The sequence below is a fragment of the Elioraea sp. Yellowstone genome (assembly GCF_006704265.1).
Classification (GTDB): Bacteria; Pseudomonadota; Alphaproteobacteria; order Acetobacterales; family Acetobacteraceae; genus Elioraea.
Map to the genome: position 1 here is coordinate 14,821 of NZ_VIKA01000021.1, position 20,597 is coordinate 35,417.

Below are 20,597 nucleotides of genomic sequence, written 5' to 3' on the forward strand. Positions count from 1 at the left end.
CTCCGTGATGCGCGGCGCGGGGGAGGTTCACCCCACGGCCGCATGGTGCGACACTTCCGAGGGCGCAGCAATCTGCCGGCTGCCGCATCCCGGGGGAGGAACGCGCATGAGCCTGGTGATCCACACCACCACGATCGTGACCTGCGACGATGCCGGCACGGTGCATCACGGCGTCTCGATCGCGATCCGGGACGATCGCATCGCCGCGATCGGCCCGGACGAGGAGGTCGCGCGCGCGTTCCCCGACGCGGAGCGGATCGACGGACGCAACCGCGCGGTGTTTCCCGGTTTCGCCAACATCCACACCCATCTCGGCATGACGCTCGCACGCGGCCTCTATGAGGACCTCTCGCCGCCGCACAAGCCGCCCTTCTCGGGCGGGCTCTCGCCGCTGCCGCTGCCGAAGCTCTCGGCCGAGGAGTACGCCGTGATGTGCCAACTCGGCGCGCTCGAGGCGATCCGCTGCGGCACGACCGCGCTGCTCGAGGACGGCACGAACATCGCGGGCTACGCGGCGCAGATGGTCGATACGGGCCTGCGCATGCTGCTCGCCGAGCGCACCTGGGACCGTGCGAACGCCTCGATCGGCGATCCGGGCCCGTTCGAGCAGGACGACAGGCTCGGCGAAGCCGGGCTCGAGCGGATCGCCGATCTGCACGCAAAGTGGCACGGCGCGGGGCAGGGGCGCATCCGCGTCGGCCTCGCCGCCTGGGCGCCCGACATGTGCTCGCCCGGCCTGCTCAGGCGCGTGCGCGCGCTGCAGGAGGAGCTCGACACGGTGGCGACCATCCATCTGAACCAGATCTGGGGCGAGGTCGCGGCCGTGCAGGCGCATCGCGGCATGCTCCCGACGGAGTATCTCGCCAGCCTCGATGTCCTGAACCCCCGCCTGATCTGCGCGCATTGCCGCTGCATGGACCACCGAGAGGAGCGACTGCTCGGTCGCGCGCGCGTCTCCGTGTCGTTCAACTCGGCGATCGCCGCGCGGCGCGGTCTGAGCCCGCGCGTCGCCGTGCTGGAGCAGGAGGGCTGCACGATCGGCATGGGCTCGGACAACATGGCCGAGGACATGGTCGAGGTGACGCGCACGGGCCTGTTCATGGAGCGCATCCGCCGCGAGGACGGCCGCAATCCCACGCCCGAGCAGGCACTGCGCTGGGCCACGCGCAACGGCTACCAGGCGATGGGACTCGACGATGCGGGCTTCCTCGCGCCGGGCTGCAAGGCCGACCTGATCATCGTGCGCACCGACCGGCCGCACCTGACGCCGATGATCCGCGCGGTCTCGACCTTCGTGCACCAGGGCCAGCCGCACGATGTCGAGAGCGTGATGGTCGATGGCGCCTGGCTGATGCGCGACGGTGTCGTGCGCACCATCGACGAGGCGGCGATCGTCAAGGAGGCGGACAGGATCGCGCGCCGTGCCTGGGGCGAGCTCTTCGCGGCGAAGCCGGAGCTCCGCATCCTGCCGGGGATTCCGCCCGCGTTCTGATGCTGTCTTCACAGGCGGAACGACACGTCATAGTCTGACGTATTGAGGATCAGAGGTAGGGAGGCTCCGATGACCATGCACCGTCGAACCATGCTTCAGGCGGGTCTCGCCGCGCCGGCGCTGCTCTCCGCCGCCGGCCGCGCGACGATGGCGCAGGACCGCCGCCGCGTGATCCGCAGCGTGCCGATCGGCGACCTGCGCGCGCTCGATCCGATCTGGACCACGGCCTACATCACGCGCAACCACGCCTACATGGTGTGGGACACGCTGTTCGCACTCGATGCGCAGAACCGCCCGCAGCCGCAGATGGTCGGCGAGTACGGCACGAGCGGCGACGGGCTGACCTGGACCTTCCGGCTGCGCGAGGGCCTGCGCTGGCACGACAACGCCCCCGTGCGCGCTGCCGACTGCGTCGCCTCGGTGCAGCGCTGGGGCCAGAAGGACGGCATGGGCCGGGCGCTCATGGCTGTCACCGACAGCATCGAGGTACGCGACGAGCGCACCTTCGAACTGAAGCTGAAGCGCACCGTCGGGTTCGTGCTCGACGCGCTCGGCAAGATCGACAGCAACGTACCCTTCATGATGCCGGAGCGGCTCGCGCGCACGGACGCGAACACCGCGATCACCGAGGTGATCGGGTCGGGCCCGTTCCGTTTCAAGCGCGAGGAGTGGATCCCTGGCGCCAGGGTCGTCTACGAGAAGTTCGAGGGCTATGTGCCGCGCACCGAGCCGGCGAGCCAGGCCGCGGGCGGCAAGGTGGTGAAGGTCGACCGCGTCGAGTCGCTCTACACGCCGGATGCCGCGACCGCAGCGAACGGGCTGCTCACCGGCGAACTCGATCTGCTCGAGACGCTCTCGCACGATCTCGTGCCGATGCTCGAGCGTTCACGCGATGTCACGGTCGCGCCGAACGACCCGCTCGGCTATCAGCTCTTCATGGTGATCAACCACCTTCACCCGCCGTTCAACGATCAGAGGGCGCGCAAGGCGGTGCAGACCGCGGTCAACCAGAGCGACTTCATGGCAGCGGTGGTCGGGCGCCATACGCCCTCACGGGAGTGCGCGGCGATCTTCGGCTGCACTGCCGAGGAGGACAACCGCTTCGCCGCGCTCGGCTGGCCGACGCGCGATCTCGGCAAGGCGCGGGCGCTCCTGCGCGAGTCGGGTTATGACGGCCGGCCGGTGGTGGTGATGGACCCGGCCGACAACGCGATCCTGCATCCGGCAGCACTGGTGGCGGCAGACACGCTGAAGCAGATCGGCGTGAACGTCGACCTGATCGCGATGGACTGGAGCACGCTCGTGCAGCGCCGTGCCTCCAAGGCGCCACCGGACCAGGGCGGCTGGAACATCTTCGTCACCAACGCGACGCTCACCGGCATCGCTAATCCGCTGCTCAACATCTTCACGCGCCACTGCGACGATGCGTGGTTCGGCTGGCCGTGCCATCCGCGCGTGCCGGAGTTGACGAGCGCCTGGGCATTCGAGACCGACGCGGCGAAGCGGCGGCAGATCCGCACGGAGCTCGAGCGCTTCCACGTCGCGCATGTGAGCTCGATCCCGCTCGGCCAGTACCGCAGCGTGATCGCCTACCGGAACGCGCTGAAGGGCCTGATTCCCGGTCCGGCGCTGTTCTACTGGAACATCGAGAAGACCTGACCGCTCGCGGCGGCACCGGATCGGACCGGTCCGGCGCTCACGCCTTCAGCGCCAGCGTCACGATCGGCGTGAGCGTCGCGCCGGCCGGCAGCGTGACGCGCAGGCGCAGCCAGGAACCGAAATGTGCCACCCGCAGCACGGCGATGCCCTCGGCCGCATCCGGCACCGCCGCGCTCGTGCCCTCGTCCACCCAGCGGATGCCGTCGGGCGAGATCTGCACATGCGCGCGCCCCTCGCCGGTCGGGCCCTCGGCCGCGAGCGCGCGCAGGAAGAACACCGCCTCGGACGCCCAGCCTGCCTCGAACGGCTCGGTCGTCGCCTCGCCCTGCCAGCGCTCGTTGCGGGCGATGATCGCGGAATGGCTCTCGCGCAGCACGGCTCAGAACTCCCCCGAGAGGCAGACGCTGTCGATGTAGAGGAACACCCGCTTGTCGGTCTCCGCCTCGGCGAAGAACACCAGGTTCAGCATGCACCAGAGATTGCGCATCGCCGGGATGACGATGCTGGGGATGCCGGCGAGGTCGTAGCGGCGGTCGTTGCACTGCATCTCGATCATGCGCATCGCGGCGAGATCGAAGTCGAAGCGCATGTAGTGCCAGTTGATCTTGGTCGGAATCTCGTTGTAGCAGAGCTTCTGCTCGCCGCCCGGAATGTCCTTCCAGCCGAACGGCGCGAGGTGGTCGTGCGTCGCGGTCTTGCCCTCGGTGCCGATCGCGCGCAGCGGCGTCGTCTCGTCCTTGTACTGCCAGCGCTGGATGTGCCTGCCGTCCTCGGCGTTGAGGAAGCGGATATGCGGCATCACCCGCAGGCCGTCCTGCTCGTGGCCGGTCTGGAGATCGTAGAGGAACCCGACCGAGCGGACATCGGTCTCGGAGAGGCGCAGCTCCGTCGCCTCGGGCTTGAAGGTGAAGTAGAACTCCAGCCGGATCGGTCCGGCCTGGCGGAAGGTCAGGCGCTTGATCGCGGTCGAGCGGATGCCGCGCTTTGGCCGGGTCGCGATCTTGAGCGCGTAGGTGCCGTCCACGCCGCCATGCGTGCCGGCGTCCCAGTGGCTGACGGTGGCGAGCTGCGGGTGGGTGTGCGCGGCGTAGGAGGGCGTCATCGAGTCGAGCGTGTGCTCGTAGTTGCCGACGAGCTGCGTCCAGCCGCAGTAGCCACGGTCGAAGTCGTCGAAGCAGATGATGCGGCGCATCGGCTCGAAGCGGCTGAGGCGCGGATCGGCGAGTCGCAGGTCCTGCAGGGTGACGGTCACGGTCGGAACTCCCCCTATCCCTTCACGCCGCCGGCGGTGAGCCCGGCGACCAGGTGGCGTTGCAGCAAGGCGACGAAGAGCAGCACCGGCACGAGCTGGATGGTCGCGGCGGCGAACACGGGTCCCCAGTCCACGCCCGTCACCGATCCCAGCATCTCGCTGATGATCAGCGGCGCGGTGCGCGCGCGCGTGGTGGTGAACACGAAGGCGAACAGGAACTCGTTCCAGGCGAACACGAAGACGAACACCGCCGCCGCGATCATGCCCGGAATCGCCAGCGGCACGATCACATGGCGCAGCATCTGCCGGAGCGAGGCGCCGTCCACCTCGGCAGCCTCCTCGAACTCGCGTGGCACCTGGTCGACGAAGGCCTTCATGATCCACGTGCCGAGCGAGACGAAGAACGCCGCGTAGAGCAGCACCAGCACCAGATGCGTGTCGGAGAGTCCCGCCGCGTTCACCGCCGGGAACAGCGGCAGGGTGATGACGATCGGCGGGAACATGCGCACCAGAACCATGAAGAAGGCCGAGGCGGTGAGCAGCCGCCCGCGCCGGCGCGCATAGACCCAGCCGGCGAGCGCGCTCGCGGCCACCGTGAGGGCGGTCGCGCCGAGGGTGACGATGAGGCTGTTGGCGAGCGAGCCGAAGAACTCGGGCCAAAGCCGGGCGAGTTCGACATAGTTCTGCACTGTCGGCCGGACGAGGTACTGCGGCGGCACGGCGAAGATGGTCGCCGGCGGGCGGAACGAGGCGTGGATCACGAACACGATCGGGAACAGCGACCACAGCGCGACCGCGAGGAAGGCCAGCCCGCGCAGGGCGCGCCGCAGGGGCGTCCGCCGGCGGCGCTCAGGCCGCATCGGCGAACATCCGGCGCCGCACGGCGCGCAGATACGGGAGCGAGATCGCGAGCGACAGCAGCAGCATGGCCCAGCCGGTGGCGGCGGCGAGGCCGAGCTCGTGGTAGCGGAATGCCGCCTTGTAGAGATAGACCGCCATCACCTCGGTCATGCGCGCGGGCCCGCCCTGGGTGAGCAGCCAGGGCTCGGAGAACAAGCGGAAGGCGAAGACGTAGCGGAACAGCAGCGCCACCAGGATCGCCGGCATGATCGCGGGCAGCGTGACGTGCCGGAAGGCGCACCAGGCGCCGGCGCCGTCCACCTTCGCCGCCTCGTGCAGCTCCTTCGGCACGCCGAGCAGCGCGGCATAGAGCAGCAGGAACGTGAAGGGCAGGTGGTGCCAGACCGCGAGAAGCACGATCAGCGCGAGCCCGTGCACCGGATCGACGGCCCACTCCAGCCCGGGAAGCCCGAGCGCGCCGAGCAGGAGCTGCATCACGCCCGCCTGCGGCTCGAACATCGCCTTCCACATGATCACCACGACGACCTCGCTGATCGCGTAGGGCGCGAGCACGATCGCGAGCATCAGGCGCGGGAAGGGCAGGCCGCCTGCGAACAGCAGCGCGATACCGAGGCCGAGCAGCAGCTCGGCATAGACGATCACGTTGACGACCACGACCGTGTTGAGGAAGGCGCGCCAGAAATAGGGATCGGCCGCGAGCCTTGCGTAGTTCGCGAAGCCGACAAAGCGCGCCTCGGTGCCGAACGAGGCCTCGTGCAGGCTGAGCCAGCCGACCCAGAGCGAGGGGACGAGGATGGTCACGACCAGCAGGAGCTGCGCCGGCGAGATCAGCAGGTAGTGGATCGGCCGCGCGCGCATCGCCGCGCCGTCAGTCGCACCTGAGCCGCGCGAGCGCCGCGCGGTCGATCTCGATGCCGAGGCCGGGACCGTCCGGCACCGGCAGGGTCCCGCCCTCCAGCAACGCGGGATCGCCCGGCCTCGTGGTCGCGAGCTCCTCGCGCAGGGGGTTCGGGAAGATCATGCACTCGAAGGTGGCGAAGTTCGGCATCGCCGCGGCGAGCTGCAGCGAGGCGGCGGCGCAGATCGCGCCGGAGAAGCCCATGTGCGGCGCGTAGGCGACGTGGAAGCAGTGCGCGAGCGCGGCGATGCGGCGCGTCTCGGTGATGCCGCCGGAACGCGCGACATCGGGCTGGATCACGCCGACCGCGCGGCTCGCGATCAGGTCGCGCGCGCCCCAGGCGGCGAATTCGCTCTCGCCGGCCGCGAGGCGGATCGGCACGGCGGCGCGCAGCCGGCGGTAGCCCTCGCGGTCCTCGGGCACGATCGGCTCCTCGAGCCAGTGGACGTCGAGCTCGAGCAGCGCGCGCGCGAGCCGCACGGCGTCGTCGTAGTCGAAGGCCCAGTTCGCATCGGCGCAGAGCCTGGCGCGCCCGCCGACCAGCCGCGCGAGCACGCGCATGCGCTCGATCGCCGCCTCGACCGGCGCGCCGATCTTCACCTTGATCAGCGGGAAGCCCCGCCGCACCGCCTCCTCCGCCTGCGCCTCCGCGATCGCGAGCGGCCCCCACGAGATCGAGGAGGCATAGGCGGCGACGCGGTCGCGCCCGCAACTGCCGAGCAGGCGGTGCACCGGCTGGCCCAGCGCCTTGCCCATGATGTCCCAGAGCGCGATGTCGATCGCGGCGACGGTCTCGATCAGCATCCCGCCCGACCGTCCCGTCGTTGCGCGCGCGAGCTTCGGCCACAGCCCCTCGACCGTGAACGGATCGGCGCCGAGCAGCAGCGGCTTCAGGGCCCGCTCCACCAGCGCGGCGGCCGCCGCGGGGGCGGCGCGCAGCAGCCCCTCGCCCCAGCCCGTGATCCCCTGATCGGTGGTCACCTCGACCACCAGGATCGAGACGGCGGCGAAGTTGCCGGCGGAGGTCGTCTGGATGTCGGGCGCGATCGGCGCGACGAGCGGGTGCGCCTTCACCTCGACGATCCGCACCGTTCCCTCCCGCGGTTGACTGCCTATCTGCTGTTATGATAAGCAGATGATCAGGCCGCGAGCAAGCGGGTGGGCGAACCGGAGACCATGCCGAACGCGCTCGAAGTCGTCGCCGCACCGCGCCAGCGCCTGTCCGACCACGTGGTCGGGCAGCTCCTGGAGGGCATCACGACGGGGCGGCTCGCCCCGGGCGAGGAACTTCCGCCCGAAGCCGCGCTCGCCCGGCGTTTCGGCGTCAGCAAGACGGTGGTGCGCGAGGCGCTCGGCCAGCTCGCGGCGATGGGCGCGGTGCTGATCCAGCAGGGCCGGCCGACCACGGTGCTGCCGCCCTCGGCCGCCCCGCTCGCCACCTTCTTCGACCGCGCGATCCGCTCGCGCCCCGAGGGGCTGCGCGAGGCGATCGAGCTGCGCCGCGCGATCGAGACCGAGATCGGCGCGCTCGCGGCCGAGCGCGCGGGCGCGGCGGATGTCGAGGCGCTCGCCGCGCAGGTCGCGACCATGCGCGCCGTGCGCGACACGGTCGATCCGTGGGTGGAGGCGGACCTCGCCTTCCATCTCGCGCTCGCGCGCGCCGCCGGCAATGCGCTGATGCTGTTCCTGATGGAGGCGCTGGCGCCGGCGGCGAAGCACGTGATGCGGCTGATGCAGGAGCGGCGCGAACTGCGCGATGCGCGCCGCACGCTCGCGCGCCACGAGCGCATCCTGGCCGCCATCCGCAGCCGCGATCCCCAGGCGGCGCGCCAGGCGCTGCATGCGCATTTCGATGCCTCGCGGGCGCTGGTCGACCTGATGGCGCCGCCCCGGCGCGCGCCGTGACCGCGCACCTCGTCCCGCTCGGCCGCTGGCCCACCCCGTTCGAGCCCGCGCCGAGGCTGTCGGCATCGCTCGGCCGCGAGATCTGGTTCAAGCGCGAGGATTTGGCCGGGCCGGCGCTCGGCGGCAACAAGATCCGCCAGCTCGAATGGCTGCTCGGCGCCGCCCTCGCCGAGGGCGCGGACGCCGTGCTGACCACCGCGGCGGCGCAGTCGAACTTCTGCCGCGCGCTCGCCGGCACGGCGGCGAAGCTCGGGCTCGCCTGCACGCTGGTGCTGCGCGGCCCGCCGCCGCCGTGCCAGGGGAACCTGCTGCTCGATCGGCTGTTCGGCGCCGAGATCCGGTTCGTCGCCGCCGCCGATCCGTGGCACCCGCGCCTCGCCGCCGCGCTCGACGAGGCCGCCGCGTCGCTGCGGGCGCGCGGATACCGGCCCTACGCGATCCACCTGCCGGGCGCGAGCGCCGCCCTCGCCGCGCAGGCCTGGGCCGAGGCGGCGGCGGAGCTCGACGCGGATTGGCGTGCCGCCGGGATCGATCCGGCCGCGCTGGTGGTCGCGGCCGGTTCGGGGCTGACCGCTGCGGGACTGGCGCTCGGCCTGGCGCGCGCCGGCCGTCGCTGCCGCGTGCGCGCGATCAGCGTGCAGCAGCCGCGCGCGCATCTCGCCGCGTGGATGACGGACGTCGCGCGCCGCACCGCCGAGCGCGCGGGCTGGCCCCTGCCGGCCGCGCTGCCGCTCGACATCGACGATGCCGAGATCGGCCCGGGCTACGGAATGCCGAGCCCCGCTTCGCTCGCGGCATTGCTGCGCGTGGCGCGGTGCGAGGGCGTGGCGCTCGATCCCGCCTATGCCGGCAAGGCGATGGCCGGGCTGATCGCGGCGCTGCGCGCCGGAACCTTGCCGCCGGGGCCGGTGGTGTTCCTGCACTCGGGGGGGCTGCCCGGCCTGTTCGCGGCAGCCGACGCCGTTGCCGGGGCTGCTGCGTGAGCACGGCAAGCCGCATCCGCTGCGATCTCGATCTCGACGCGCGCATCCCCGGCCGGCGCACCGGCTGGCTCCGCATCCCGCACTCGCGCCACGAGAGCGGCTACGGCATCGTTCCGGTCCCGATCGCGGTGCTGGAGGGCGCGCCCGGCCCCACCGTGCTGCTCACCGCCGGCAACCACGGCGACGAGTACGAGGGGCAGGTGGTGCTGCGCGACCTGGTCCGCGACCTCGATCCTGCACGCCTGACGGGGCGGCTGATCGTGCTGCCGGCCCTGAACCTGCCCGCGGTGCTGGCCGGGCGGCGCGACTCGCCGCTCGACGGGGGCAATCTCAACCGGCTGTTCCCGGGCGACCCGGAGGGCGGGCCGACCGGGATGCTCGCGCATTTCGTCACGACCGAGCTCCTGCCGCGCGCCACCTGGGCGCTCGATTTCCATTCCGGCGGCAGTTCGATGGAGTACCTTTCCTGCGCCATGGCGCGCGCGACCGACGACGCGGCGCTCGCGGCGCGGCTCGAGGCGGCGATGCTGGCGATGCGCCTGCCGCTCGCGCTCGTCGTGCAGGCGACGCAGGATGCGCGTACCCTGCCCGCCGCCGGGCTCGCGCGCGGCGTCATCCACCTCGCCTGCGAGATCGGCGGCGGCGGGACCCTGACGCCGGCTTCGGTCGCGGCGGCTGAGGCCGCGCTGCGCGGCCTGCTCGGCCACGCCGGCGTGCTCGCGCCCGACCTGCCGCCCGCCCCGCCGCCGCGCCTGATGCGCGTCGCCGGCAGCGACCATTTCCTGTTCGCGACGGCGCGCGGGCTGTTCGTGCCCGAGGTGGCGCTCGGCGCCACCGTCGCGGCCGGACAGCGCGCCGGGCGCATCCTCTCGCTCGACGAGCCCGACCGGCCGCCGATCGCGCTACAGTTCGGCCGTGCAGGGCTCGTCGTCTGCCGCCGGGTGCCCGCTCAGGTCGTCCCCGGCGACTGCGTGGCGCATCTCGCCAGCGAGGCCTGACGACGAAACACCAAGGGGAGGAACGCCATGACGCTCGACCGACGCACCCTGATCCGCGGCACCGCGCTCGCCGCGGCCTTCGCGGGCTCCGCTGCCCGCGCCCAGCCGCACAAGCTCAGCATCTACGCCCACCGCGTGCACCGCACCGTCGCGACCTCCGGCCAGGGCGGCGACATCACCGCTGGCTGGTCGCAGCGCACCGGCATCGCCGTCGAGTGGGTGACCTTCGACACCGGCCCCCTCCAGGAACGGCTGTTCCGCGAGGCGAGCCTGAGCGAGACCAGCGTCGATATCGGCTTCCTCCTCAACACGCAGACCGTGCCGCGCATCACCACGCTGTTCGAGCCGCTCGACGAGTACATGGCGCGCGACCCGGTCGAGGATCCGGACGACATCTTCCCCGGCATGATCAGGGGCATGACGATCGCGGGCAGGCTCTACGGCCTGCCGTTCCGCCATGCCTCCTCGGGCTTCCACTACAACGAGGAGATCCTGGCCGAGCGCGGCATCACCTCGCCCCCGAAGACGATCGAGGAGCTCGCGGACGTCGCGAAGCGCTGCACCTACACCCGCGCCAACGGCACGCCCGTGGTCGGCTTCCTGCTGCCCGGCGTGACCTATCCGAACGTGATCGACATCGCCCGCGCCTGGGATGGCGAGTTCATCACGCCCGACATGAGGTGCGTCGCCAACGAGCCGCCGATGGTGAAGGCCATCACGCTCCTGCGCGAGCTGTTCGTCGCCGGCGCCTTCCCGCGCAACTTCGCGGCGCTCGGCACCGAGGACGTCAATGTCTGGATGCAGACCGGCCGGGCCGCGATGATCATCAACTCCATGGGGCGCAACCAGATCTACAACGATCCGCAGCGCTCGCAGTTCCCCGGCAGGATCAGGACGACCACCATCCCGGTGAGCCGCGAGCTCGCGGGCAAGTTCGAGGTGGCGCCGGCGAAGGTGGAATTCTGGGGCATGGCGATCCCGCGCAACGCGCGCAACAAGCCGCAGGCCTGGAGCCTGATGAAGGAGATGCTGAGCCGCGAGGCCACGCTGAAGGCGGCGCTGAACGGCAACGGCCCGGTGCGCAACAGCACCTATGACGATCCGCGCATCCGCGCGCGCGTGCCCTTCGCGGAGGCCGAGCGGGCGGTGCTGAAGGTCGCGCGCGTGCCGATGCCGGCCTTCGACCAGGCGGCGCGCGCGGCCGACCTCTTCAAGGAGGAGGCCGAGGCGGCGGTGCTGGGGATGAAGACGCCGCAGCAGGCGATGGACGATCTGGTGCGCCGGGTCCGGCCGCTGCTCGGGTGAGGTGCGGGCGGGCCCCTGCCGCGGCCGGGCCCGCTCAGCCGGCGACGAAGCTCTGCGCGAGGCTGCCCGAGACGAGCCGCCAGCCGTCCACCAGCACGAAGAAGATCAGCTTGAACGGCAGCGACACGACCGTGGGCGGCAGCATCATCATGCCCATGCTCATCAGCACCGAGGCCACCACCAGGTCGATCACCAGGAAGGGCACGAACAGCAGGAAGCCGATCTCGAAGGCGCGGCGCAGCTCGCCCACCAGGAAGGCGGGCACCAGCGCGCGCCAGGGCGTGGCCGCCGGCGAGTCGGGCGGCGGCAGGTCGGCGAGATCGAGGAACAGCGCGAGATCCTCCGCGCGGAGGTTCGCCACCATGAAGCTGCGGAAGGGTTCGGCCGCGCGGCGCATGCCCTCGATCTCGTCCACCCGCCCCTCGGTCATCGGCAGGATGCCGAGGGTCCAGGCCTGCTCGAAGGCGGGCTGCATGACGAAGAAGGTGAGGAACAGCGCAAGCCCGATCAGCACCGTGTTGGGCGGCGTGCCCTGGGTGCCGAGGGCGGCGCGCAGGAGCGAGAGCACGATCACGATGCGTGCGAAGGCCGTCACCATCACGAGCAGCGACGGCGCGAGGCTCAGGAGCGCGATCAGCGCGGTGAGCTGGACGATCCGCGTCGCCGCGCTGCCGTCGGCGGCCTCGCCGAGATCGAGCGTCAGCGACTGGGCGGCCGCGGCCGCCGGCGCCAGCAGCAGCGCGGCGCCCGCCGCCAGGGCAAGCAGGCGCCTCATCGGCCGGACTCCGCCGTCCGGCCGAGATCGGCGACCACGAGATCGTTGCCGCCGCCCAGCAGCAGCACCGTCTCGCGCCCGTCGATCCGCGCGATCACCAGCCGGCGCCGGGCGTCCACGGCGAGCGTCTCGACCACGGCGAGGCGCCGCCCCGCGCGCGGCCCGGCACCGAGCCCGGCGCGCGCCGCAAGCCGCGCGAACAGCAGGATGGCGGCGATCGTGACCGCCAGCGCGGCCACCGCCCAGGGAATGGAGGAGAGGGTCTCTGTCATCCGGTCCGGCCTTCTGCCGCGACGCCAGGGCGGAGGGTCAGTCCGCCGGTGGCGCGTCCATCAGCGTCCGCTCCAGCGCGGCGATCTCGTCGCGCAGGCTCGTCAGGGGGCCGATCAGCTCGCGCCCGAGCACGCGCGGCAGGGCGATCGCGTCGGCGCAGAGATCGCCGATCTCGCGCTCCAGCCCGGCGAGGTCGATCCTCACCCCGGCATCGACCAGGGCGCGCGCCACCGTCACGGTGGAGCGCATGGTCTCGGCGATCATGCCGATCGTGGCCGCGCGTTCCGTCTCGTCGTTCCCGTCCATCGGTCCTGCCCGCCGAAGCCCGCGTGACGGCGCCGAAGCGGCGGAGCCCCGCGTCGCGCGCAGACTGCATCGCCGCGCTTACGGAAGGCTTAAGCCGATCCGCCCTGGGCTTAACGGGTGGTTGACCAATTGCGGCGATCGTCTCGCCCGCCCTGGCTCCTGCCCTGGCACGGCGGCTGCGTCGCCCGCGCAGGAGGTCACGCGGCAGGAGGTGATACGATGGACCCAGGCAAGCTCGCCCTGTTCCGGCTGGCCGAGCAGCGGCTCGCCTGGCTGGACCGGCGCCAGGAGGTGCTGGCGCAGAACATCGCCAACGCCGATACGCCCGGCTACGCCGCCCGGGACCTGCCCGCCTTCGCCAAGGTGCTTGCGCGCGCGGCCGGCCCGGCACCGGCGCGGACCGATCCGCGGCATCTCGCGGGCACGCTCGGCCCGGCGCCGCGCGCGCGGCCCGAGCCTCTGGCAGCGGAGCGCACGCCCGCCGGCAATGCCGTCCAGATCGAGCGCGAGCTCGTGAAGGTGTCGGACACCGAGACGCACCACTCGCTCACGCTCGGCCTCATGCGCAAGTACCTCTCGCTCTTCCGCATCGCGCTCGGGCGGCAGGGATGACCCGGCGCGCGGCAACCAGGCGGAAAGGTTTGCCGGGCAGACTGTGCCCTGACCGGCGGCGTCCGGCACGGAGGACATGATGGAACTCTTCAAGGCGTTGCGGCTGTCGGCGGCCGGCATGGATGCGCAGGCGATGCGCCTCAGGATCGTCGCCGAGAACCTCGCGAACCGCGACACCACGGCGAGCACGCCGGAGGGCGAGCCCTACCGGCGCAAGACGATCACCTTCGAGTCGCGCCTCGATCGCGCGCTCGGCGTCGAGGAGGTGCGGGTGAAGCGGATCGGCCGCGACCAGAGCGAGTTCGGCACCCGCTTCGAGCCCGGCCACCCGGCGGCCGACGAGAACGGCTACGTCAAGGTGCCCAACGTCAACTCGTTCATCGAGGTGATGGACATGCGCGAGGCGCAGCGCAGCTACTCGGCGAACCTGAACGTGCTCGAGGTCACGCGCGGGATGCTGACGCGCGCGATCGAGCTGCTGCGCTGAGGGGCACGCCATGGCAGGGATCGGGGCGGCCGCGGCCGCTGCGCGCTACGCCAGCACCGCCGCCGCGGCCCTCGGCGCGGAGCAGCCCGCCGGCGGGCCGGAGGGGGCGGGCGGGTTCGGCCGGATGCTCGAGCGCGCAATCGCCGACACGGTGACGACCGCGAAGGAGGCCGATCGCGCCTCGGCGGCCGCGATCGCCGGCGAGGGCGACGTCACCGCGGTGGTCACGGCCGTGGCGCGGGCGGAACTCGCGCTGCAGACGACGGTCGCGATCCGCGATCGCGTGATCCAGGCCTACCAGGACGTGATGCGCATGCCGATCTGACGGGGCCCGCGCGTCGGACGGAACGGACAGGATCGCCAGGGCATCGTTGCGCGGACGCCGGCTGCCGCGCGCGGCCAAGGCCGGCCCAGGAGGGGCGGACGTGACCGAATCGGATGTGGTCGCGCTGATGCGCGAGGGGCTGTGGATCACCCTGCTGGTCGGCGGGCCGCTGATGCTCACCGCGCTGGTGGTGGGCCTGCTGGTCTCGCTCGTGCAGGCGCTCACCCAGGTGAACGAGGCCTCGCTGATCTTCGTGCCCAAGCTGCTGGCGGTCGCCGGGGCGGCGGCGCTGAGCGCGCCGTTCATCGGCCGCACGCTCGGCCAGTTCAGCCACCTGCTGTTCGACCGCATCGTCGCGGTCGGCGGGGGATAGCGGGATGGCGATCGAGCCGGGCCAGCTTCCCGAGCTCCTGCCGGCCTGGACCTTCGCCTTCCTGCTCGTGGTCTGCCGCGTCGGCGCGGCGCTGATGCTGCTGCCGGGGCTGGGCGAGCAGGAGATCCCGGCGCAGGTGAAGATCGGGCTGACGCTGGCGCTCGCCGCCCTGCTCTGGCCGGTGCTGGCGCCGGCGCTGCCCGCGCCGCCGGCCGCGCCGGCGCGGGCGGTGGTGCTGGTCGCCGGCGAGTGCGCCGTCGGGCTCTGGATCGGCATGCTGGCCCGGCTGGTGGCGCTCGCCCTGCCGATGGCCGCGCAGTTCCTCGGCTTCCTCCTGGGCCTGTCGAACGCGATGCTGTTCGACCCCTCCTTCGGCGCGAGCGGCACCGCGCTCGCGCGCATGGTCGGGCTCGGCGGGGTGGTGGTGCTGTTCGCCACCGGGCTGCACATGCTGCCGATCGCGGCACTCGCCGGCTCCTATGCCGTGCTGCCGGCGGGCGGCGCCTTTCCGGCCGATGCCGCCGCCGAGGCCGTCGTGATCGCGGTCGCGGCGAGCTTCGCGCTCGCCTTCCAGCTCGCCGGGCCGTTCGTGCTCGCGGGCGTGGTGTTCCAGCTCACGCTCGGCCTCCTGTCGCGGCTGGTGCCGCAGATGCAGGTCTTCTTCGTCGCGCTGCCGCTGCAGGTGGCGGGCGGGCTCGCGCTGCTCGCGGTGCTGATCGCGGGCATGCTGTCGGTCTGGACGGCCGCGGCCAGCGCGGTGCTGGGCGGACTGCCGGGGCTCTGAGCCGGGATGGCCGAGGAGAACGAGACCGGCGGCGACAAGACCGAGGCGCCGACCCCGCGACGGCTCGAGAAGGCGCGCGAGGAAGGCCAGGTTCCCGTCTCGAAGGACCTCTCCACCGCCGCCGCGCTCGCCGGTGCGACGATCGGCGCGGCGATGGCCGGCCCCGAGGCGGCGACCGCGCTGCTCAAGGCCGTGCTGCCGCTGTTCGAGCGCGGGCACGCGATCGATGCCGGCCTGATCGCGGAGGCGCTCCGGCCGACGCTGCGCGCGGCCGCCGTCCTGCTGCTCGGCATCGCCGGCCTCGCGCTCGTGCTGGGCGTCGGCGCCACGCTGCTGCAGACGCGCCTGCTTGTCTCGGCGAAGGGGATCGCGCCGAAACTGTCGCGGCTCAGCCCGCTTGCCGGGGCGAAGCGGATCGTCTCGCCCGAGAACCTGATGGAGTTCCTCAAGAGCCTCGCCAAGCTCGCGGTGCTGGCCGGCGCGGCGGTGGTGGTGCTGTGGGATGCCCCCTCGCGGCTGGTGCATGCGGCGGAGTGGGACCCGGGGACGCTGCTGTCGGTCGCGGTGGCGGACGCGTTCCGGCTGCTGTTCGCGCTGCTGGCCGCGCTCGCCGTGATCGGCGTGCTCGATCTCGCCTGGAGCCGCTGGCGCCACGGCCAGCGGCTGCGGATGTCGCGCCAGGACATCCGCGAGGAGCTGAAGCAGAGCGAGGGCGATCCCGAGATCCGGGCGCGGCTGCGGCGGATCCGGGCCGAGCGGTCGCGCAACCGCATGCTCGCCGCGGTGCCGCAGGCGACGGTGGTGGTCACGAACCCGACCCACTACGCGGTCGCGCTCGCCTATGACCGCAACACCTCGGCCGCTCCCCGGGTGGTGGCCAAGGGCGTCGACCACCTCGCCGCGCGGATCCGCGCGGCGGCCGAGGAGCACGGCGTCCCGATCGTCGCCAACCCCCCGCTTGCGCGCGCCCTCTACACCGTGGAGGTTGACCGTGAGATCCCCGAGGAGCACTACCAGGCCGTGGCCGAGATCATCGCCTATGTCTGGCGGCTGAAGGGCAGCGTCCCGCCCCATGCGCACTGAGCAGGCCCGCTCCGACGGTCCCGCGCTGATCGACCGCCTCGTCCATTCCGACGGCGAGGCGTGGCGGACGCTGTTCGACGAGGCGCCGACCGGGATCGTCATCGTCGATGTCGCGGGGGGGCTGCTGCTCGCGAACGAGGCCGCGCAGGCGCTCGCCGGGCGCACCGACCAGCCGGTGCCGCGCGGCGTGCCGGTCACCGAACTCTTCCATGCCGAGGATCGCGCCAAGGTCGAGGCGGAGCTGTCGCGCATCGCCGCCGGGCTGGGCGGGCGGGCCTCGGTCGAGCTCCGGCTCGCCGAGCGCCAGGGCGAGGGCGGGATCGCGCTCGGCTGCTCCGTGGCGATGGTCGCCTTCACGCCGATCGTCGAGCCCGGCGGCCGGGTCTCCGGCGCGGTGATCCGGCTGACCGACATCACGCGCCATCGCGTGATGGAGACGCAGCTCGCCCAGACGCAGAAGATGCAGGCGGTCGGCCAGCTCGCGGGCGGGATCGCGCACGACTTCAACAACCTGCTGACGGCGATCATCGCCGCGACCGATCTCTGCCTCGCCCATGACGGTCTCGTCGAGCCGCTGCAGGCGGATCTGCTGCACATCCGCCGCAGCGCCGAGCGCGGTGCCGCGCTGGTGAAGCAGCTGCTGGCCTTCAGCCGGCGCCAGACCCTGCAGCCGCGCGTGATCCGCCTCGCCGACGCGATCGAGGACATCGCCGCCCTGCTGCGGCGCCTGCTCGGCCAGCGCGTCGCCCTCGAGCTCGACCTCGAGCTGCCGAGCCACATGATCCGCGTCGATCCGGTGCAGTTCGACCAGGTGATCGTGAACCTGGCGCTGAACGCGCGCGACGCCATGCCGCAGGGCGGCCGGCTGACGATCCGGACCAGCAACATTGTGCTCTACCGGCCGCTGGTGCGCGGCCAGGAGGTGATCCCGCCCGGGCGCTACGCGATGGTGGAGGTCTCAGATACCGGCGTCGGCATCGCGCCCGACGACCTGCCGAGGCTGTTCGAGCCCTTCTTCTCGACCAGGAAGGAGGCGGGCGGCACCGGGCTCGGCCTGGCGACGGTGTACGGGATCGTGCGCCAGACCGACGGCTTCATCTCGGTCGAGAGCACGCTGGGCGAGGGTGCGACGTTCCGCATCTACCTGCCGATCGTCGCGCAGGAGGAGGTGGAGACGCGCGAGCGCGCGGCGGAGCGCCCGCCCCCCGCGCCGGCCGAACCGCCCGACCGGGCACCGCCGCAGCCGGAGGCGGCCGCCGGGCCGCCGCCCGGGCGGCAGCGCGGCACGGTGCTGCTGGTGGAGGACGAGGACGGCGTGCGCAGGCTCAGCACGCGCGCGCTCGAGAGCGCCGGCTGGCGCGTGCTGGCCGCCGCCTCGGGCGAGGCGGCGATGCAGATGCTGGAGGCGGAGCCGGGGCCGCCCTCGGTGCTGGTGTCGGACGTGGTGATGCCGGGCATGGACGGCACCCAGGTCGTGCGCGCGGTGCGGGCGCGCCATCCCGGACTGCCGGTCGTTCTGGTCTCGGGCTATTCCGAGAGCGCAGCACTCGAGGGGCTGCCCGAGGAGGACCTGCACTTCCTGCCCAAGCCCTACACCCTGCGCCAGCTCGTCGCCCGCGTCGAACAGCTCGCCGCCGAAGCCGCCCGCTGAGGCGGACTCGCGCGAGGGACGTCCCGCCCCGGCCCCGCCGCGCCGGCGGCGCCGACGCCGCGATCGGCCGCAGGAGGCGCGCCACGCTCTCCCACGCGACGGGCATGCCAGGGACGGGTGAGCCGCGTCACCCCGTCCGCCGCGGGATGTCGTTCACCGTGCCGGTCCCGGCACGGTATGCTGGTCGCCGATCCGGCCGGGACAACCCGAGAGGAGGAGAGCCATGCAGGCTGTTCCCGTGCTGATCGAGCTTGCCCAGGCGAAGCCCGAGGAGCGGATCGAGGCGCTGCGCGCGGTGCTCTACGACCGCACCGGCAGGGCGGCGGCGCAGACGATCCTGAAGGTCGAGGCCGAGGGCGGCCGTCTGATCGCCAAGGGCGAACTGACGATCGACGCGAAGAGGATCGGCGACTCCGCCCGGCTGCTGGTCGCGCCCGTGATCGAGAGCGGCAAGCGCGAGGCGCCGGACCGGGCGGAGCTGCTCAAGCGGCTCCGCGGGCATCTCGAGACGGTCCGGCTGGACCCGCGCAGGCCCGACATCCGCATCCTGATCCCCAGGCCGGTCTGGTGGCCGTGGTTCAAGCTGTGCGCGTGCTGGGTGCGCGGCCGGCTGGTCAAGCGCGTCGTGCTGCCGAACGGCACGACGCGCGACCTGCCGATCTGCCACGCGCGCGTCACGCTCTGCGAGATCGACCGCTGGCCGCGGCTGATCCGCGCCCTGCCCGACCGCGACATCCTCAGGCTGCGTGACGAGCTGCTCGAGGCGATCCGCCGGCCGGTCCCGCTGCCCGATCCGCCGCCCTTCGCCTTCCCCGGAGCGTTCCCCGACCTGCCGCCGCCGCCCGATCCGGCGCCCCTGCCGCCCCACGCCGCGCCCGGCGCGCAGGTGCCGGCGCGCGCCGCCCTGCGCCCGGCCGAGGCGGGCCCCCATGCGGCACCGATGTTCCGCCTGGTCGAGGAGATCGAGCATGCGCCGCTCGAGGCGGTGCGCGCGCGCCTCGGCCTCGCGGGCACGCAGCTCTTCCCCTATCTCTGCCGCTTCGGCTGGCTCGATGCGCTGTTCGTGACGCATCGGCACTGCTTCGCGACCGTGACGACGGACGACGAAGGCCGCTTCTCCGCCCTCTACATCCATGCCTGCGGCGACGAGGACCGGCCCGACATCTACGTCTCGGCGCAGCAGTTCCTGGGCGGGGTGTGGACCACCATCCACGCGCCGCCGGTCACCTGCGGCACGACCTGGAACTACCATTGCGGCGACGAGATCACCGTGGTGGTGACCGACCCGCGCGCGCAGGCCTGCGTGCCGGACGATCCGGTCGATCCGCCGCCCGGCGTCGAGAGCTGGGTGATGCCGCATGCGGTGGGGGCGATGCCGATCGCCGGCACCGCGGGGGCGGCACCCGGACCCGGCTGGGTGCGCCCGGACGGGCTCGCCGACCACGGCGCGAACGCCGATGCGCCGTTCGGCTCCGTGCTCGGCTTCCGCCAGCAGCACGCGCTCAGCATCCCGAGCGATGCCATCTACTACTTCCGCTGGTCTTGGCGCCGCGGCAGCTCGGGCGCCTGGACGGCGATGACCACGCCGATCACGCGCAGCTACGTGCGCGACGTGCCGGGCCCGGTGGTGCAGTTCCCGACCGTGCAGCTCGGCCCGGTGGGCGACAGCCTGTTCCGCTTCAAGACGCAGCTCTTCAGCCCCGCCGACTGGGGCGTCGATACCTCGGCCGATCCAGCCGGCACCACCTACTACTGGCCGATCGATTCCGGCATGGGCGAGATCTACGCCGCCAAATGGACCACGCCCGGAACGGCCGATGCGGCGGCCGCGCCCGCGCTCGCCGGCCTCTACCAGGTCCGTCTCGAGGTCTTCTCCAAGACCGGCACTCGCGTCGCCCCCGGACCGGGCACCTTCCGCTTCATCGTCCCGACCGGCATCGCGCCGGACGGCACGCTGAGCACCCGCCTCGCCGACCCTTCCGAGATCATCGACGACGGCTTCGTCTTCTCGCTGGTGATCGACAATGCGCGCTGCACCGCGTCGATCGCCGCGCCGGTGATCTCCGCGGGCGAGGCGGACGACGACTGCGGCTTCATCCGCTACGCCCCGGGGGCCTCGGTCACGCTCGCCTTCGCGCCGGCGCATCCGAACGGGCGCGCCCGGTTCAGCTTCGGGCTCACGCGCGGGGCGACCCCGGTGGTGGCGGCCGGCGCGGGCGGCGAGGTCCTGGCGGCGACGGCCGGCGCCTATGCGCGCGCCGGGAGCACCTTCTCCGGAAGCTTCGCGGTCGGCGCCCTGATGGGCACCTGCCCGAACGCGGCCTTCGCGGAGACGCTCTACGTCGCCGCCAAGGCGACGGACGGCACGACCCGGCTGAGCGGATACGACGCCTCGGCCGTGCGCGCCTTCGCGCTCGCCCAGCAGGGCTGAGCCGGATCGCCGGGCGGAGGCCGGGCCGGGGGCCCGAGCGCCCCGGCGCGCGGGGGGGCCCGGCCGCCGGGGGGGGGGGGGGGGGGGGGGGGGGGGTTTAAACATAACCGCGCCCACCCCAAGGCCGCCCGTGTGGTGTGGCGG

General features: G+C 72.6%; 22 protein-coding genes. 14 read left to right on the top strand and 8 right to left on the bottom strand.

The window, feature by feature from the left end; translation table 11 throughout:
- Positions 1-106 precede the first annotated feature (106 nt).
- Both FK498_RS05315 and FK498_RS05320 read left to right on the top strand, forming a co-directional pair.
- Positions 107-1,492, top strand: coding sequence for an amidohydrolase family protein (locus FK498_RS05315; protein WP_161988322.1), 1,386 nt, complete (start codon positions 107-109; stop codon positions 1,490-1,492).
- A gap of 69 nt (positions 1,493-1,561) precedes the next feature.
- Positions 1,562-3,151 carry an ABC transporter substrate-binding protein gene (locus FK498_RS05320; protein ID WP_141852286.1) on the top strand — a complete coding sequence of 530 codons (1,590 nt, stop codon included), beginning with the start codon at positions 1,562-1,564 and terminating at the stop codon, positions 3,149-3,151.
- Positions 3,152-3,188: 37 nt separating this feature from the next.
- Here the strand turns inward: FK498_RS05320 and FK498_RS05325 are convergent, their stop codons facing one another.
- Genes FK498_RS05325 through FK498_RS05345 form a run of 5 tightly spaced genes read right to left on the bottom strand, consistent with a single transcriptional unit; the run spans position 3,189 to position 7,251 of the window.
- Positions 3,189-3,527 carry a hypothetical protein gene (locus FK498_RS05325; RefSeq protein WP_141852288.1) on the bottom strand — a complete coding sequence of 113 codons (339 nt, stop codon included), beginning with the start codon at positions 3,525-3,527 and terminating at the stop codon, positions 3,189-3,191.
- Between the two features lie 3 nt (positions 3,528-3,530).
- Positions 3,531-4,403 (bottom strand): DUF6772 family protein, encoded by an 873-nt coding sequence (locus tag FK498_RS05330; protein WP_202614749.1) that lies wholly within the window; start codon positions 4,401-4,403, stop codon positions 3,531-3,533.
- A gap of 14 nt (positions 4,404-4,417) precedes the next feature.
- Positions 4,418-5,263, bottom strand: a complete 846-nt coding sequence (locus tag FK498_RS05335; protein ID WP_141852290.1) for a carbohydrate ABC transporter permease — start codon at positions 5,261-5,263, stop codon at positions 4,418-4,420.
- The gene (locus FK498_RS05340; protein WP_141852292.1) at positions 5,253-6,122 is read right to left on the bottom strand and encodes a carbohydrate ABC transporter permease; all 870 of its coding nucleotides are present in this window, start codon (positions 6,120-6,122) and stop codon (positions 5,253-5,255) included. The genes FK498_RS05335 and FK498_RS05340 overlap by 11 nt, the downstream gene beginning before the upstream one ends.
- A gap of 10 nt (positions 6,123-6,132) precedes the next feature.
- The gene (locus FK498_RS05345) at positions 6,133-7,251 is read right to left on the bottom strand and encodes a mandelate racemase/muconate lactonizing enzyme family protein (protein ID WP_141852294.1); all 1,119 of its coding nucleotides are present in this window, start codon (positions 7,249-7,251) and stop codon (positions 6,133-6,135) included.
- A gap of 69 nt (positions 7,252-7,320) precedes the next feature.
- On the opposite strand from FK498_RS05345, the gene FK498_RS05350 reads away from it, so the two are divergent.
- The 4 genes from FK498_RS05350 to FK498_RS05365 are packed head-to-tail and all read left to right on the top strand — an operon-like array spanning position 7,321 to position 11,353.
- Positions 7,321-8,067 (top strand): FadR/GntR family transcriptional regulator, encoded by a 747-nt coding sequence (locus tag FK498_RS05350; protein ID WP_141852296.1) that lies wholly within the window; start codon positions 7,321-7,323, stop codon positions 8,065-8,067.
- Positions 8,064-9,050 (top strand): 1-aminocyclopropane-1-carboxylate deaminase/D-cysteine desulfhydrase, encoded by a 987-nt coding sequence (locus FK498_RS05355; RefSeq protein ID WP_141852298.1) that lies wholly within the window; start codon positions 8,064-8,066, stop codon positions 9,048-9,050. The genes FK498_RS05350 and FK498_RS05355 overlap by 4 nt, the downstream gene beginning before the upstream one ends.
- Positions 9,047-10,048, top strand: a complete 1,002-nt coding sequence (locus tag FK498_RS05360) for a succinylglutamate desuccinylase/aspartoacylase family protein (protein WP_202614750.1) — start codon at positions 9,047-9,049, stop codon at positions 10,046-10,048. Before FK498_RS05355 ends, FK498_RS05360 begins: the two co-directional genes overlap by 4 nt.
- A gap of 27 nt (positions 10,049-10,075) precedes the next feature.
- Complete coding sequence (locus FK498_RS05365) at positions 10,076-11,353, top strand: ABC transporter substrate-binding protein (protein WP_141852300.1); 1,278 nt, start codon at positions 10,076-10,078, stop codon at positions 11,351-11,353.
- Positions 11,354-11,387: 34 nt separating this feature from the next.
- Here the strand turns inward: FK498_RS05365 and fliP are convergent, their stop codons facing one another.
- The 3 genes from fliP to FK498_RS05380 are packed head-to-tail and all read right to left on the bottom strand — an operon-like array spanning position 11,388 to position 12,707.
- Positions 11,388-12,128 carry a flagellar type III secretion system pore protein FliP gene (gene fliP, locus FK498_RS05370; protein WP_141852302.1) on the bottom strand — a complete coding sequence of 247 codons (741 nt, stop codon included), beginning with the start codon at positions 12,126-12,128 and terminating at the stop codon, positions 11,388-11,390.
- On the bottom strand, positions 12,125-12,400 hold the full coding sequence (locus tag FK498_RS05375; RefSeq protein WP_141852304.1) for a flagellar biosynthetic protein FliO: 276 nt from the start codon (positions 12,398-12,400) through the stop codon (positions 12,125-12,127). The genes fliP and FK498_RS05375 overlap by 4 nt, the downstream gene beginning before the upstream one ends.
- Positions 12,401-12,437: 37 nt before the next feature.
- Positions 12,438-12,707: a hypothetical protein gene (locus FK498_RS05380; protein WP_141852306.1), complete on the bottom strand. Its 270-nt coding sequence runs from the start codon at positions 12,705-12,707 to the stop codon at positions 12,438-12,440.
- A gap of 219 nt (positions 12,708-12,926) precedes the next feature.
- Between FK498_RS05380 and FK498_RS05385 the strand changes: the two genes are divergently transcribed.
- The 8 genes from FK498_RS05385 to FK498_RS05420 all read left to right on the top strand — a co-directional run bounded on the left by FK498_RS05385 (position 12,927) and on the right by FK498_RS05420 (position 20,453).
- Positions 12,927-13,319, top strand: a complete 393-nt coding sequence (locus FK498_RS05385) for a flagellar basal body protein (protein WP_141852308.1) — start codon at positions 12,927-12,929, stop codon at positions 13,317-13,319.
- A 79-nt stretch (positions 13,320-13,398) separates the two neighbouring features.
- Positions 13,399-13,806, top strand: coding sequence for a flagellar basal body rod protein FlgC (gene flgC / locus FK498_RS05390; RefSeq protein ID WP_141852310.1), 408 nt, complete (start codon positions 13,399-13,401; stop codon positions 13,804-13,806).
- A 10-nt stretch (positions 13,807-13,816) separates the two neighbouring features.
- Positions 13,817-14,131 carry a flagellar hook-basal body complex protein FliE gene (locus FK498_RS05395; protein ID WP_141852312.1) on the top strand — a complete coding sequence of 105 codons (315 nt, stop codon included), beginning with the start codon at positions 13,817-13,819 and terminating at the stop codon, positions 14,129-14,131.
- A 100-nt stretch (positions 14,132-14,231) separates the two neighbouring features.
- Positions 14,232-14,504: a flagellar biosynthetic protein FliQ gene (locus FK498_RS05400; RefSeq protein ID WP_141852314.1), complete on the top strand. Its 273-nt coding sequence runs from the start codon at positions 14,232-14,234 to the stop codon at positions 14,502-14,504.
- A 4-nt stretch (positions 14,505-14,508) separates the two neighbouring features.
- A complete protein-coding gene (gene fliR, locus FK498_RS05405; RefSeq protein WP_141852315.1) occupies positions 14,509-15,288 on the top strand; it encodes a flagellar biosynthetic protein FliR in 780 nt (259 codons plus the stop codon).
- A gap of 6 nt (positions 15,289-15,294) precedes the next feature.
- Complete coding sequence (gene flhB, locus FK498_RS05410; protein WP_141852317.1) at positions 15,295-16,371, top strand: flagellar biosynthesis protein FlhB; 1,077 nt, start codon at positions 15,295-15,297, stop codon at positions 16,369-16,371.
- On the top strand, positions 16,361-18,022 hold the full coding sequence (locus FK498_RS05415; protein ID WP_141852319.1) for an ATP-binding protein: 1,662 nt from the start codon (positions 16,361-16,363) through the stop codon (positions 18,020-18,022). The genes flhB and FK498_RS05415 overlap by 11 nt, the downstream gene beginning before the upstream one ends.
- 223 nt (positions 18,023-18,245) lie before the next feature.
- The gene (locus FK498_RS05420; protein ID WP_141852321.1) at positions 18,246-20,453 is read left to right on the top strand and encodes a hypothetical protein; all 2,208 of its coding nucleotides are present in this window, start codon (positions 18,246-18,248) and stop codon (positions 20,451-20,453) included.
- The last annotated feature ends 144 nt before the right edge of the window (positions 20,454-20,597 follow it).

Excerpts from the sequence above, each read along its gene's own strand:
- FK498_RS05395 (WP_141852312.1), top strand. The coding sequence starts at position 13,817 with ATGGCAGGGATCGGGGCGGCCGCGGCCGCTGCGCGCTACGCCAGCACC.
- FK498_RS05320 (WP_141852286.1), top strand. The coding sequence starts at position 1,562 with ATGACCATGCACCGTCGAACCATGCTTCAGGCGGGTCTCGCCGCGCCG.
- flgC (WP_141852310.1), top strand. The coding sequence starts at position 13,399 with ATGGAACTCTTCAAGGCGTTGCGGCTGTCGGCGGCCGGCATGGATGCG.
- FK498_RS05420 (WP_141852321.1), top strand. The coding sequence starts at position 18,246 with ATGCAGGCTGTTCCCGTGCTGATCGAGCTTGCCCAGGCGAAGCCCGAG.
- FK498_RS05375 (WP_141852304.1), bottom strand. The coding sequence starts at position 12,400 with ATGACAGAGACCCTCTCCTCCATTCCCTGGGCGGTGGCCGCGCTGGCG.
- FK498_RS05380 (WP_141852306.1), bottom strand. The coding sequence starts at position 12,707 with ATGGACGGGAACGACGAGACGGAACGCGCGGCCACGATCGGCATGATC.
- FK498_RS05385 (WP_141852308.1), top strand. The coding sequence starts at position 12,927 with ATGGACCCAGGCAAGCTCGCCCTGTTCCGGCTGGCCGAGCAGCGGCTC.
- FK498_RS05315 (WP_161988322.1), top strand. The coding sequence starts at position 107 with ATGAGCCTGGTGATCCACACCACCACGATCGTGACCTGCGACGATGCC.
- flhB (WP_141852317.1), top strand. The coding sequence starts at position 15,295 with ATGGCCGAGGAGAACGAGACCGGCGGCGACAAGACCGAGGCGCCGACC.
- FK498_RS05415 (WP_141852319.1), top strand. The coding sequence starts at position 16,361 with ATGCGCACTGAGCAGGCCCGCTCCGACGGTCCCGCGCTGATCGACCGC.
- FK498_RS05365 (WP_141852300.1), top strand. The coding sequence starts at position 10,076 with ATGACGCTCGACCGACGCACCCTGATCCGCGGCACCGCGCTCGCCGCG.
- FK498_RS05335 (WP_141852290.1), bottom strand. The coding sequence starts at position 5,263 with ATGCGGCCTGAGCGCCGCCGGCGGACGCCCCTGCGGCGCGCCCTGCGC.
- fliP (WP_141852302.1), bottom strand. The coding sequence starts at position 12,128 with ATGAGGCGCCTGCTTGCCCTGGCGGCGGGCGCCGCGCTGCTGCTGGCG.
- FK498_RS05340 (WP_141852292.1), bottom strand. The coding sequence starts at position 6,122 with ATGCGCGCGCGGCCGATCCACTACCTGCTGATCTCGCCGGCGCAGCTC.
- fliR (WP_141852315.1), top strand. The coding sequence starts at position 14,509 with ATGGCGATCGAGCCGGGCCAGCTTCCCGAGCTCCTGCCGGCCTGGACC.